The sequence below is a fragment of the Pseudomonas sp. TMW 2.1634 genome (assembly GCF_001703595.1).
Lineage (GTDB): Bacteria > Pseudomonadota > Gammaproteobacteria > Pseudomonadales > Pseudomonadaceae > Aquipseudomonas > Aquipseudomonas fragi.
This window is the reverse complement of sequence record NZ_CP016849.1, coordinates 1445269-1458005: the sequence shown is the minus strand read 5'-3', so window position 1 is coordinate 1458005 and position 12737 is coordinate 1445269. Positions and strand designations below refer to the sequence as shown.

The following is a 12737-nucleotide window of genomic DNA, read 5'->3' as shown; positions in this document are numbered from 1 at the left end:
GCACAACGCAATGACGCTTGAACCCATCGAAGCGGCCAACGAGTCGCTAATCAGGAGAGGCAGAGTGATCAATAAAAATAACAATAAATGTTCAGGGCCGCGCCCGCACAACTTCCAGGCCAGTGGCCTGGCCGTTGCCGTGGCGCTGGTCTGCAGCCCGTTGTGGGCAGGGGACACCATTGAGTTCGATGACGGCACCACGATTGACTGGTCGGTGACCACCAGCTACGGCATCGGCACGCGCCTGGGCAAGCCCAGCGACCGGCTGATGGGGATTAACGCTGATGATCCGAACCGCAACTTCGACCAGCACAGCCTGACCACCAACCGGGTGGGCGCGCTGGGCGAGATGATCCTGCGCAAGGACAACTACGGCGCGGTGGTGCGCGCCAGTACTTTTTACGACGACGTGTATCACCGCAAAAACGACAACGACTCACCGGCCACCGTCAACAAGTATGGCGACAACGACGAGTTCACCAGCAACACCCGTTATTACAGCGGCGGGCGTACACGCCTGCTTGACGCTTATGTGTTCGGCGGCTGGCGTTTTGAAAACGACACCATGCTCGATGTCAAAGCCGGCCGGCATATCGAGTCCTGGGGTGAAAGCCTGTACTACCCGGGCGTGAACGGCGTGCAAAACCCGTCCGACGCGGTCAAGGCGGCGCAGCCGGGGGTTGAGGTCAAAGAGGTGTTGCTGCCGGTGGGGCAGTTCTCGGCGTCGTACCGCATCAACCCGCAATTCACCCTCGGCGGCTATGTGCAGTACGAGTGGAAGGGCACTGAATTGCCGCCAGTGGGCAGCTTCCTGTCGACTTCCGACGTGATCGGCCCGGGCCGCGAGTTCTTGTACATGGGCGCCAACAAGGTGCCTTACCTGGGTACCGATGAGCCGCGCGACAGCGGCCAGTGGGGCGCACAGGTACGCTACCGGCCGATCACCGACCTTGAACTGTCGCTGTTCCATGTGGTGTACCACGACAAAAACCCGGCGACTGCACTGGTGGGCTGGGACCCGATACCGGCAGGCCCCGGTGGCCTGGCTTACAAGGCCAACGGCTACCGGGTCAAATACTTTGAAGACATCAAGCTGACCGGCATCAGTGCCACCACCAAGCTGGGCGAATACCAGCTGGGTGCGGAATGGTCGTACCGCGACGGTGCCCCTGTAATGGTCAACACCGGCCTGGGGCCGGTACCGGCCAAGGGGCGTGGCCAGCAGTTCCAGCTGTCGGCGATGCGCATCCTGGGGGACCGCCCGTGGGCCAGCCAGACCACCCTGACCGGTGAATTTGTCACCGTGCGTGCTGACCACGCCGACGAAACCTCGGCCGCACCGAACCTGGAGGGGGTGGGGCTGTTGCCGTCGCTGTTGCCGTCCGTGCAGCCGTCCGACCAGTACACCTACAAGACCGCCACAGCCTGGCGCACCCGCTCGTCGAGCGCCTACACCGTGGGCGCCTCGTTCAGCTACCCGGGGGTTTTCCAGGGCTGGGACCTGGAAGTGCCGTTCACCTTCTCCAACGTGTTCAGCGGTGCGGCCCCGATGGCCGGGACCATTGCCGGGGTGGCGGGTGACCGGCGCCTGAGCGCGGGAACCACCTTCAAGTACCTGAGCAACCTGGAAGTGTCGCTCAAGTACATCGGTTACCTGGGCTCGCCGGACCCGATCTACCGCCCGCTGGCAGACCGTGACTACGCCACGTTCTCGATGAAATACACGTTCTGACTGTGGGAGCGGGCTTGCCCGCGATGCAGGCAGCGCGGTGTATGTATTGCACCGCCTCGATGCCATCGCGAGCAAGCCCGCACCCACGCAACGGCCTGATTTGCACTTTTAAAGAGAGATAACCATGGGTCTTAAAGGTCATGCCGCCATTGTTGGCAGCGCTCAGTACAAACCCGAGAAATACGCCACGGCGCCGCGCATGTTCCATCTGGAGCAAGTCGCCGACCTGGCAGCCCGGGCATTACAGGATGCCGGTTTGCAGGCATCGGATCTCGACGGCCTGGTGATCAACGGCCCGCAGTTTCATGAAGCCTCGGTGTTCGTGCCGGCGATGGCCGCCGAGTACCTGGGCATGCGCCTGAATTTTGCCGAGGTGGTCGACCTTGGCGGCTGTACGTCGGTGGGCATGGTCTGGCGCGCGGCGGCCGCCATCGAGCTGGGTTTGTGCCAGGCGGTGCTGTGCGTGCTGCCGGCACGCATGGCGCCGTTGGGCCCGGATGAAGACGCCAGCTGGATGGCCCGGGCCATGCGCTATGGCGGGCACAGCACGGCATTCGGTGCCCCCGAAGCCGAATTCGACTTGCCGTATGGCCACATGGGCCAGAACACCGGCTACGCCATGATCGCCCAGCGCTATGCCGCGCAATATGGCTATGACCCGCGGGCACTGGCAAAAATCGCCGTCGATCAGCGCACCAATGCCCAGTACAACCCTGATGCGATGTTCTACGGCCAGCCGCTGACCATCGAGCAGGTACTGGCCAGCAAGAAAGTCGCCGACCCGCTGCATGTGCTGGAAATCGTCATGCCGGTAGCCGGTGGCGCCGCGATGATTATCGCCTCCAAAGAAGTGGCGGCCCGGGCCCGCAAGCGGCCGTCGTGGATCACCGGTTTTGGCGAGCATCTGGCATTCAAGTCACCGTCCTATGCCCAGGACATGCTGCACACGCCCATCGGGCCTGCCTCGCAGCGGGCATTTGCGATGGCCGGGCTCAAGCCGGGCGATGTGGATGCTGCACAAATTTATGACTGCTACACCATCACCGCCTTGCTGACCCTGGAAGACGCCGGGTTTTGCGCCAAGGGCGAAGGCATGAGCTTTGTGCGCGAACACGACCTGACCTGGCGCGGTGACTTCCCGATGAACACCCACGGCGGCCAGCTCAGCTTTGGCCAGTCGGGTGCGGCGGGGGGCATGAGCCAGGTGATCGAGGCCGTAACGCAAATTGCCGGCGAGGCGGGGGAACGCCAGCTCAAGCGCTGCGACACGGTGTATGTCTCAGGCACCGGTGGGGTGATGAGTGAGCAGGGCGCATTGATACTTCAGGGAGCTTGAGTCTAATGTCGAACAATAAACCAATGCCGGTTCCGACCGAGATTTCTGCACCGTTCTGGGAAGGCTTGAAGGCCGAGCGCCTGCTGATTCAGCAATGTGAGCGCTGCAGCCACTGGGTGTTTTACCCGCGCCGGCATTGCCCGGCGTGCTTCACCCATGCACTGGCCTGGCGTGAAGTCAGCGGCGGGGCGACGCTGTACAGTTTCACCGTGACCCGCATCGCGACCCTGCCCGACTTTGCCGATGAAATGCCGCAGATACTGGCGGTGGTCGAGCTGGACCAGGGGGTGCGCATCAACACCAATCTGGTGGGGCTGGACGAGGCCGAAGTGAAGGTCGGTATGCGCCTGCAACCGGTGTATGCCGAGGTCGATGCCAAGGGCAACCGGCTGCTGCGCTTTACCGGGCTGGACAAGGACGCCGAGGGCTTGAAGGCCTTGCGTGCGGTAGAACAGCCCGTGGTAGAAGCCGTTGTACAGGTGCGTCAGGTGGCGCTGGATGACGACGCGGCGTTGCAGGCGCTGGTCAGCGACGAGTTCAGCCCGTGGAGCAACCAGGTGGTGGTTGATCAGGGGCTGATTGACAGCTTTGCCCAATTGTCCGGGGATGATTACTGGATCCACACGGATCCGGAGCGGGCGCGCAAGCACAGTCCGTTTGGCGGCACCATCGCCCACGGTGCGCTGGTGCAGATCCTGCAGTCGCGGATGAAGCTCAACCTGGGTTACGAGATCACCGGGTATAGCAATATGGTCAACTATGGCTCGGACCGCCTGCGCTTTCCGGCACCGGTACCGGCGGGCTCGACCATCCATGCACGGGCGCGGGTCAAGCGGGTGGAGCGGGTCAAGAGCGGCACCCAACTGACCCTGGAACTCAACACCCATGTGCTGGGCAGCGAGCGGCCGTCGGTGATCAATGAGCTGGTGATCCTGTATATGTGATGCCCTGTGGGAGCGGGCTTGCCCGCGATGGCATCGACGCGGTTTTAATGGCACACCGCGCCGCCTGCATCGCGGGCAAGCCCGCTCCCACCGGTTTAAGGCGCCCCGCCTGGCAAGCTTTAGTCTCAACGGACGATGAGTCCCGCCCGCAACCTTCCCATACTGCCCCAAGCCAATAAATACAGGCATTGAGGAGCAGGCACATGATCGATATTCGTGGTTTGAGCTACTTCGTTGCAGAGTCTGCAGATCCCGTTCAATGGCAGCGTTACGCCACAGACGTGCTCGGGATGATGGTCAGCGAAGCACCCGCCGGCGGCTTGTATGTGAAGATGGATGAGCGTCCGTTTCGCATGCTGATCGTGCCCGGTGGCGAATCGCGCTACCTGGCCTCGGGTTGGGAGCTGGCCAGCGAGAAGGCTTTCAATGCCGCCATCGAAGTGCTGGACCAGGCCGACGTCAGCTGGCGCCACGGCACCGCCGAGCAATGCAATCAGCGCGGTGTACAGGCGCTGTTGCACGTTACCGATCCATCAGGCAACCGCCATGAACTGAGCTGGGGCCATCGCTCCGATTGCCAGCCGTTTGTCTCGCCACAGGGTGTGCCGCGGTTTATCACCGGGGACATGGGCCTGGGCCACACCGTGCTGCCTGCGCCGAACTTCGATGCCACCCTGGCGTTTGCCAAGGATGTGTTGGGTTTTGAGCTGTCGGACATTTTCAACTTTCGCCCCGACCCGTCGGCCCCCCCGATTCGCATCCACTTTCTGCATTGCAAGAACAGCCGTCACCACAGCCTGGCCCTGGCCGAATACCCGGTGCCGTCAGGCTGCGTGCATGTGATGGTCGAGGTCGATTGCATGACCGAAGTGGGCCGCGCCCATGACCGGCGCATCGCCCATGACGTGCCGTTGTCGGCCACCCTCGGCCAGCATCTGAACGATCACATGACCTCTTTTTATATGAAAACCCCTTCAGGTTTCGACCTGGAGTACGGCTATGGCGGCCTGCTGGTGGACTGGCAGGAGCACAGCGCTTTTGAATTCACCCGGGTCAGCCTGTGGGGCCACGATTTTTCCGTCGGCCAGCAGCAGTAAGGAGCAACACATGAACAAGCAAATGACAGCGGCCGATGTGGTCGGCCAGTTGCGCGACGGCATGACCATCGGCTTCGGCGGCTGGGGCCCGCGGCGCAAGCCGATGGCGATCGTGCGCGAGATCCTGCGCTCGGACGTCAAGGACCTTACCGTGGTCGCCTATGGCGGCCCCGAGGTCGGCATGCTCTGCGCTGCCGGCAAGGTGAAAAAGCTGATTTTCGGTTTTGCCACCCTCGACGCCATCCCCCTGGAACCCTACTTTCGCAAGGCCCGCGAGGCCGGTGAGCTGGAACTGATGGAGCTGGACGAGGGCATGCTGCAATGGGGCCTGCGCGCCGCCGGCATGCACTTGCCGTTCCTGCCCACCCGCTGTGGCCTGGCCACCGATGTCAGCCGCCTGAACCCCGACATCAAGCCGATAAAGTCGCCCTATGCCGATGGCGAGGTGCTGCTGGCCATGCCGGCGCTCAACCTGGATATCGCCTTCCTGCATGTCAACGTGGCCGACCGTTTGGGCAACACCCTGGTGACCGGCCCCGATCCGTATTTCGATCATTTGTATGCGCGTGCCGCGAAACAATGCTTTGTGTCCTGTGAGCGCATCGAGGAGCGCCTGAGCCTGGATGCTGTCCAGGCCCGCTTCAACACCTTTGAGCGTTACCTGGTCAGCGGCGTGGTGCATGCACCGTTTGGCGCGCACCCGACGTCGTGCCCGTCCGACTACGGCTGGGACCTGAGCCACTTGAAACGCTACAGCGCCAGTGCCGCCGAAGAAGGCGGCTGGCAAGGCTACATGGCCGAGTTCGTGACCCCGGGCGAGAGCGCTTATCAGGCCAGCAATGGCGGTGTCGACCGACTCAGCGCCTTGCCGCTGCCCGTGTTTTAAGGAGCTTTTACATGACTGCTACTAGCGAATTTACCCTGGCTGAATTGTTGATCGTGGCCGCCTGTGAAGCCTGGCGTGGCAACGGCGAAGTGGTTGCTTCGGGCCTGGGTGTAATCCCGCGTCTGGGCGCGAGCCTGGCCAAGCTGACCCATAGCCCCGAGTTGTTGATGACCGACAGCGAGGCCTTTCTGGTAGAAGAACCGATCCCCCTGGGCCCGCGCGGCGACTATGTGCCGCGTTACTCGGGCTACCTGTCGTTCGAGCGGGTGTTCGAGTGCGTGTGGGGCGGGCGTCGCCACGCGATGATTGGCCCGACCCAGATCGACCGCTGGGGCCAGACCAACCTGTCGTGCATCGGCGACTATCACAAGCCGAAAGTGGCGATGCTCGGGGTGCGTGGTTTGCCGGGCAACAGCATCAACCATATCAACTCGTTTTTCGTCCCGGCGCACAACACCCGGGCATTTGTCGCCGGGGAAGTGGACATGGTTTCGGGCGTCGGCTTCAAGCCCGAGCGCTGGGAAGAAGGCATGCGCCGCGACCTGATGGACATCCGCCTGATCGTTACCGACCTGTGCGTGATGGACTTCGGCGGGCCGGACCGCGCCGTGCAGGTGCGTTCCCTGCACCCTGGCGTGAGCTTTGAAGAGGTGCAGGAGAAAACCGGCTTCCCGCTGCTCAAGGCCGCCGACCTCAAGCAAACCGTGGCGCCGACGCCGGAGCAACTGGCGCTGATCCGCCGCCTCGATCCCCATGACTATCGCGCCTCTGCGCTCAAGGGCAACCCGCCCGGCATTCGTCAGGCCTGAAGGCCAGGAGTTCACATGAGCAGCGACAGCGAATTTGTGCAGCGGGCTGATACCGCTGTGTATGAAACCGAGGAGCCGGTGCTCTATGGGGTGGCGGATGGAATTGCCACGCTGACGATGAACCGGCCGACCGTCAATAATGCGCAGAACTCGCAAATGACCTACGCCCTGGACGATGCCTTTCGCCGTGCCGTCAATGACGACGCCGTGAAGGTCATTGTGTTGCGCGGCAACGGCAAGCATTTTTCGGCGGGGCACGATATCGGCACCCCGGGGCGCGATATCAACAAGGCATTCGACCGCGCCAGCCTGTGGTGGGATCACACCAACAAGCCGGGCGGCGAGTACCTGTATGCCCGCGAGCAGGAGGTGTACCTGGGCATGTGCCGGCGCTGGCGTGAATTGCCCAAGCCGACCATCGCGATGGTGCAGGGCGCGTGCATCGCCGGCGGGCTGATGCTGGCCTGGGTGTGTGACCTGATCGTGGCCAGTGACGATGCGTTTTTCCAGGACCCGGTGGTGCGCATGGGCATTCCGGGGGTGGAATACTTTGCCCATCCCTATGAACTCAACCCGCGCATTGCCAAGGAGTTCCTGTTTACCGGCGATCGTATGAGCGCTGAGCGTGCCTATCAGATGGGCATGGTCAACCGCCTGTTTGCCCGCGAGGGGCTGGAGGCGGGTACCTATGCGCTGGCGGCGGCCATCGCCAAGCAGCCGCGCATGGGCCTGGCGCTGACCAAGCAGGCGATCAATCACGTCGAGGACTTGCAGGGCAAGCGCACGGCGATGGATGCGGTGTTTGCCTGGCATCACTTCGCCCATAGCCATAACGAACTGCTCTCCGGGGACAAGCTGGGCGGCTATGACGCCAAGGCGATGATTGAAGCGAACAAGAGTGCTGCGGGAGAGCGTCGATGAGTGAGTATCTGCAAACGGCGTTGACCGATGCCCTGGGCTGTCGTTATCCCATTGTGCAAACCGCGATGGGCTGGGTGGCGGATGCCAATCTGGTGATCGCCAGCTCCCGCGCCGGGGCCTTCGGGTTTCTGGCCGGGGCGACCATTGCTGCGGATCAACTGGAAGCGCAAATCCAGCGAGTGATCGAGGCCACGGGTGGCAGCAATTTCGGCCTCAATTTTCATATGTTCCAGGAAAACGCTGCGCAGTGCGTGGACCTGGCCATTGAATACCGTCTGCGTGCGGTCAGTTATGGTCGCGGCCCGGATCGTCAAACTATCGACCGTTTCAAAAAGGCCGGGGTGCTGTGTATTCCCACCGTGGGCGCACTCAAGCACGCGCTCAAGGCTGTGGAGCTGGGCGCTGACATGATTACCGTGCAGGGCGGCGAAGGCGGCGGCCATACCGGCGGGGTACCGAGCACGATTTTGCTGCCCCAGGTGCTGGATGCGGTGAAGGTGCCGGTGATCGCGGCGGGCGGTTATTCCACCGGGCGCGGGCTGGCCGGGGCGCTGGCCACGGGGGCGGCGGGGATAGCGATGGGCACGCGGTTTTTGATGACTCAGGAATCGCCCACACCGCTGGCGACCCTGGAACGCTATGTGAACGTCACCGACCCGCAGCAGATTCGCGTGACCATGGCGGTGGACGGCATGCGCCACCGCATGATCGAAAACGCCTTTATCAAGCGCCTGGAACAAGCCAGCGCCTTTGGCCGCCTGCGCATTGCCCTGGGCAGCGCCTGGCAGTGGAAGCAACACACCGGCATGAGCCTTGGGCATATGCTCGGCGTGTTTGCAAAGTCAGTGAAAGAAGACCCGGGTGCGCTGTCGCAGACGGTGATGGCGGCCAATCAGCCGGTGCTGTTGCAGCGCTCGATGGTGGATGGCGTGCCGGATGAGGGGATTTTGTCGAGCGGGCAGGTGGCCGCGGCCATTGGCGAGCTGAAAAGTTGCCAGAGCCTGATCGACGAGATGGTACAGGAGGCCGAACGCTGTCTGATCGCGGTCAATGCACGTCAGCAGGCCGTGCGCTGTAGGGCTGGTGAACCGGCGGCGCTGTGAAAGGGCCTTTTATGCTGTAACTGAACTTATCTCGATACAAAGCCGGTCCGCACACGGCCGTGGGGCAGCAAACCTGATCACTACACTTTTTAATTATTGTGCAGTTCAGGAACTCGCCCCATGCCTCAAGCCTTGCATCGCCATACCCCGACGCTTAGCGCCTGCGACCCTCGCGGGCTGCCCGTGCGCCAGGTGGCCTACCACCGGCGTAGCGCGGCACAGCTGGCCGAAGCACGCATCAGCCGTCAGGTGTTCGGCCCCACGGGGCATGTGGGTGAGCTGTGGGATGCCCGCCTGCTGGCCTTGCGCAGCCAGGATCCGGCCACGGTGGCCAATCAACGCAACCGCCACTCACTGTCGGGGCGCCTGCTGCACAGCACCCATGTCGACCGGGGTGTACGTATCACCCTGGCAGGCGCAGGGGCACAACTACGCTACAGCTGGGATGCCCGTGGCACACGGCACACCTGTGAATACGACGGCCTGCTGCGCCTGAGCGCCGTGTTCGAACAGGGCGCCGACGCCGCGACCGGTCGTTGTGTCGAACGCCTGAGCTATGCCGACAATCGCGCAGAACACCGCTTGCTCAACTGCTGCGGGCGGTTGGTGCGCCATAATGACCCGGCAGGCACGCTGTGGTTCGAGGGCTATGACCTGCTGGGGCAGGTGACGAGCCAGTCCCGGCGCTTTGTGCGCGACATATCCCTGCCCCCCGATTGGCCGGTGCACAGCGCAGGGCGTGAGCCGTATCTGGAACCTGGCAGCTGGCGCACACAATGGCGCCATGATGCCACGGGCCAGTTGATCGAACAGACGGATGCCCGGGGCAACCGGCAAGTGTTCCAGCAGGGGGTGGATGGCCTGCTGACCTCGCTGCGGGTGCGCACCGGCAGCAGCACCGAGCAGCGGGTGATAGAGCAAAGAACCTACACCGCCAATGGCCAGATCGAAGTCGAGCGGGCGGGCAACGGCGTGGTCAGTGTTCTGACCTACAACCCGCTGGATGATCGCCTGCAGCGTCGCCAGACTTGGCGCACCGGCAAACCGGGTGAACCGCTGCAAGACCTGACCTATACCTACGATCGGGTCGGTAATGTGCTGAGGTTGGCGGATGCCGCGCAACCCTTGCAGTGGGCTGATAACAACCGTGTGCAAGCGGTGAGCAGTTATGTCTACGACACCCTCTACCAACTGATCGAAGCCACCGGCCGGGAAAGTTCAGACCAGACCTGCGGCCCGCAACTGCCCGGTATTGCACTGTTCTCCGGGGGCAACGCCCAGCGCTTGCGTAATTACCGCCAGGTCTATACCTACGATGCCGGTGGCAATCTGGCCCGGTTGCAACACATCCCCAGCCACGGCTCGGGCTATACCCGTCAGATGAGGCTGGCGCAGCGCAGCAATCATGGCCTTGAGCAAATGCCGGGGGTGGCCGCCAGCCAGGGGCCGGGCAGTGGTTTTGATGGCAATGGCAACCAGCAGAGGCTGGCGCCCGGCCAGGCCCTGGCCTGGACCCTGCGCAACCAGTTGCAGCGGGTAACGCTGGTGGCGCGGGCAGATGGGGCCAACGATGAGGAAATCTGCGTTTATGACGGTAGCGGGGCGCGGGTGATTAAAGTCCGACAAAGGAACGGCCATCGTCTGCCCCGGAACGAGGCCGTGTACTACTTGCCCGGGCTAGAAATCCGTCGCAACAGCGCCACGGGCGAGTGGCTGGATGTGCTGACTGTTGCCGGCGAACTCAGCGCTGCCCGGATCCTGCACTGGGAACAGGGCCGCCCCGCGGACATCGATAACCGCCAGTTGCGCCTGAGCCTGACAGACCACCTGGGCAGCAGCACCCTGGAGCTGGATGGTGCTGCGCGCCTGCTCAGCCAGGAAAGTTGCTACCCCTATGGTGCCACCGCCTGGTGGGCGGCCAGATCGGCCATTGAGGCCAGTTACAAACATGTGCGTTATTCGGGCAAGGAGCGCGATGCCAGCGGTCTTTATTACTACGGCTACCGTTATTACGCACCCTGGCTGGGGCGCTGGATCAGCGCCGATCCGGGGGACACGGTCGATGGCCTTAACCTGTACGCGATGGCGCGGGGCAACCCGATCAGCAGGCGGGACGAGCAGGGCTTGCAAAGCAGCGAAGTGGCCGGGCAGGGCAGCCTGGTTGCTACGGTGAAAGGTGTCGCCACGGGGGTGTCGAACCTGGTGCGGTCGCGCCTGCAGGCCTCCAGTGCGGCGGCAATCCGCGATGCCCTGGCCACGTATATAAGCAATGCCATAGGCGCCGGGGTCGATATTGCCCTGTTCGAGGGGCGTCAACCGTCGAGTGCAGCTAACACCGCCCTGAGAAGCGTGGTGGCGGCCCTGGACGCACTGACCATGATGCACATGACCACCGGGGTTTTTGGCCACCTTACCCGTTGGAGCCCCTTTATCGGCTTTTTTGCCGCCTCGGCGGTGGACCGGGGTTTCGAAATGCGTGGTGCCATCGAGGAGGCGGGCGGGAGTCAAGCCTGGGACCCGGTGGCCCGCCTGCGCCTGGCCGGTCATGTTCGGGCCTTTAGCCGGGAAATCGTCCAGCAGGCGCTCAGCGGCCTGGGGGACAGCGTGGTCTGGGGCCAGACCCCGGTGCCAGCACGAATCCCGCGAACGTTGATGGCTGCGGGCGCCTATAGCCTGGCCACCATCCCCGGTGCGGTCTATGGCCACTATGTGCCGGGACCGCTGGTGTCCAACCTGGCCCCGGCGATCGAGGCTTACGATGCGGCAGCGGGGACGTGGATTCGCGCGGGCCATCCTACTGCGCACCTGGAGCGGCATGCCCAGACACTGCAACTGCCCGCCTTGATGGACACCGCCCAGGGCGGGCTTAGCCGGATGTTCAACCAGACCTGGAGTTACTGGGCGGGGGTGGGCATCGAGGCCATTGCGGCCTTTGCCACGGGCGTACCCATTGCCCGGCAAAGTGCCCGGGCACGGGCCTGGGTAGGGGCGGCCAAGGGCGTCGTGTCAGCCCTTACCGAAGTGCGCGGGCTGCTGCTGCAAACCGCCAGAAGTGGTTACAGCAGCCTGTTTGCGCGCTGGAGAACGGCCAGAGGCTGAAAAACACCCCTGCTCCGGGAGTGACTGGCTCAGGACAGAAAACCGCCATCCACATTCAGCGAAACACCGGTGGTGTAGCTGGATGCATCGCTGGCCAGGTACAACACCGCCCCGGCCATTTCCTCGGGCGCGGCCACGCGCTTGAGCGGGATGTGCTGCAGGGCTGTCTTGAGGATGGCGTCGTTGCTGACCAGCGCCGAGGCAAATTTGGTGTCGGTCAGCCCCGGCAGCAGGGCGTTGCAGCGAATGCCGAAGCCTGCGCATTCCTTGGCAAACACCTTGGTCATGTTGATGACCGCCGCCTTGGTCATGGAATACACGCCCTGGAACACCCCGGGCGATACGCCGTTGATCGAGGCCACATTGATGATGCTGCCACCCCCGTGCTCGCGCATCAGCTTGCCGGCTTCGACCGACATAAAGAAATAGCCGCGGATATTCACGTCCACGGTTTTCTGGAAGGCGCTGAGGTCAGTGTCCAGCACGTTGCAGAACTGCGGGTTGGTCGCCGCGTTGTTGACCAGGATGTCGATGCGGCCAAAGTCGGCGCGGATGCGTGCAAAGGTCTGGGTAATCTGCTCCATTTCACCGATATGGCAGGCAATGGCCGTGGCCTTGCCACCTTCGGCAATGATTGCTTCGGCCACGGGCTGGCAGCCTTCGATCTTGCGGCTGGAAACAATGACATGAGCGCCCTGGCGGGCCAGCAATTTGGCGATGGCTTCACCGATGCCGCGGCTGGCTCCGGAAACAAAGGCGATTTTGCCATCAAGGTCGAACAGTTGAGTCCTGGACATGGGGCTTCCTTGG

The 12737-nt window shown here is 63.2% G+C and carries 10 protein-coding genes; 9 read left to right on the top strand and 1 reads right to left on the bottom strand.

What is annotated here, in order from left to right; all coding sequences use genetic code 11:
* The first annotated feature begins 64 nt into the window (after positions 1-64).
* The 9 genes from BFC21_RS06745 (at position 65) to BFC21_RS06700 (ending at position 11927) form a co-directional block, all read left to right on the top strand.
* A complete protein-coding gene (locus BFC21_RS06745; protein WP_120265837.1) occupies positions 65-1732 on the top strand; it encodes a DUF1302 domain-containing protein in 1668 nt (555 codons plus the stop codon).
* 124 nt (positions 1733-1856) lie between these two features.
* Positions 1857-3068, top strand: coding sequence for a thiolase family protein (locus BFC21_RS06740; protein WP_088377520.1), 1212 nt, complete (start codon positions 1857-1859; stop codon positions 3066-3068).
* A gap of 5 nt (positions 3069-3073) precedes the next feature.
* The gene (locus BFC21_RS06735) at positions 3074-4012 is read left to right on the top strand and encodes an OB-fold domain-containing protein (protein ID WP_088377519.1); all 939 of its coding nucleotides are present in this window, start codon (positions 3074-3076) and stop codon (positions 4010-4012) included.
* A gap of 203 nt (positions 4013-4215) precedes the next feature.
* Positions 4216-5109 carry a VOC family protein gene (locus BFC21_RS06725; RefSeq protein ID WP_088377518.1) on the top strand — a complete coding sequence of 298 codons (894 nt, stop codon included), beginning with the start codon at positions 4216-4218 and terminating at the stop codon, positions 5107-5109.
* A gap of 10 nt (positions 5110-5119) precedes the next feature.
* Entirely contained in the window at positions 5120-5995 is an 876-nt protein-coding gene (locus BFC21_RS06720; protein WP_088377517.1) for a CoA transferase subunit A, read from the top strand.
* Positions 5996-6006: 11 nt separating this feature from the next.
* The gene (locus BFC21_RS06715; RefSeq protein ID WP_016781119.1) at positions 6007-6804 is read left to right on the top strand and encodes an acyl CoA--acetate/3-ketoacid CoA transferase subunit beta; all 798 of its coding nucleotides are present in this window, start codon (positions 6007-6009) and stop codon (positions 6802-6804) included.
* A 15-nt stretch (positions 6805-6819) separates the two neighbouring features.
* Positions 6820-7725 (top strand): enoyl-CoA hydratase, encoded by a 906-nt coding sequence (locus BFC21_RS06710; protein WP_088377516.1) that lies wholly within the window; start codon positions 6820-6822, stop codon positions 7723-7725.
* Positions 7722-8828, top strand: coding sequence for a nitronate monooxygenase family protein (locus BFC21_RS06705; RefSeq protein WP_120265835.1), 1107 nt, complete (start codon positions 7722-7724; stop codon positions 8826-8828). Before BFC21_RS06710 ends, BFC21_RS06705 begins: the two co-directional genes overlap by 4 nt.
* A 120-nt stretch (positions 8829-8948) precedes the next feature.
* Positions 8949-11927: an RHS repeat-associated core domain-containing protein gene (locus BFC21_RS06700; RefSeq protein ID WP_120265834.1), complete on the top strand. Its 2979-nt coding sequence runs from the start codon at positions 8949-8951 to the stop codon at positions 11925-11927.
* Positions 11928-11956: 29 nt separating this feature from the next.
* Here BFC21_RS06700 and BFC21_RS06695 read toward each other — a convergent pair whose 3' ends face one another.
* Positions 11957-12724 (bottom strand): SDR family oxidoreductase, encoded by a 768-nt coding sequence (locus tag BFC21_RS06695; RefSeq protein WP_095003687.1) that lies wholly within the window; start codon positions 12722-12724, stop codon positions 11957-11959.
* Between the last annotated feature and the right edge of the window lie 13 nt (positions 12725-12737).

What these genes read in the sequence shown, in the direction of transcription:
- BFC21_RS06740 (WP_088377520.1), top strand. Translation starts at nt 1,857, where the DNA reads ATGGGTCTTAAAGGTCATGCCGCCATTGTTGGCAGCGCTCAGTACAAA.
- BFC21_RS06700 (WP_120265834.1), top strand. Translation starts at nt 8,949, where the DNA reads ATGCCTCAAGCCTTGCATCGCCATACCCCGACGCTTAGCGCCTGCGAC.
- BFC21_RS06710 (WP_088377516.1), top strand. Translation starts at nt 6,820, where the DNA reads ATGAGCAGCGACAGCGAATTTGTGCAGCGGGCTGATACCGCTGTGTAT.
- BFC21_RS06715 (WP_016781119.1), top strand. Translation starts at nt 6,007, where the DNA reads ATGACTGCTACTAGCGAATTTACCCTGGCTGAATTGTTGATCGTGGCC.
- BFC21_RS06695 (WP_095003687.1), bottom strand. Translation starts at nt 12,724, where the DNA reads ATGTCCAGGACTCAACTGTTCGACCTTGATGGCAAAATCGCCTTTGTT.
- BFC21_RS06735 (WP_088377519.1), top strand. Translation starts at nt 3,074, where the DNA reads ATGTCGAACAATAAACCAATGCCGGTTCCGACCGAGATTTCTGCACCG.
- BFC21_RS06705 (WP_120265835.1), top strand. Translation starts at nt 7,722, where the DNA reads ATGAGTGAGTATCTGCAAACGGCGTTGACCGATGCCCTGGGCTGTCGT.
- BFC21_RS06720 (WP_088377517.1), top strand. Translation starts at nt 5,120, where the DNA reads ATGAACAAGCAAATGACAGCGGCCGATGTGGTCGGCCAGTTGCGCGAC.
- BFC21_RS06725 (WP_088377518.1), top strand. Translation starts at nt 4,216, where the DNA reads ATGATCGATATTCGTGGTTTGAGCTACTTCGTTGCAGAGTCTGCAGAT.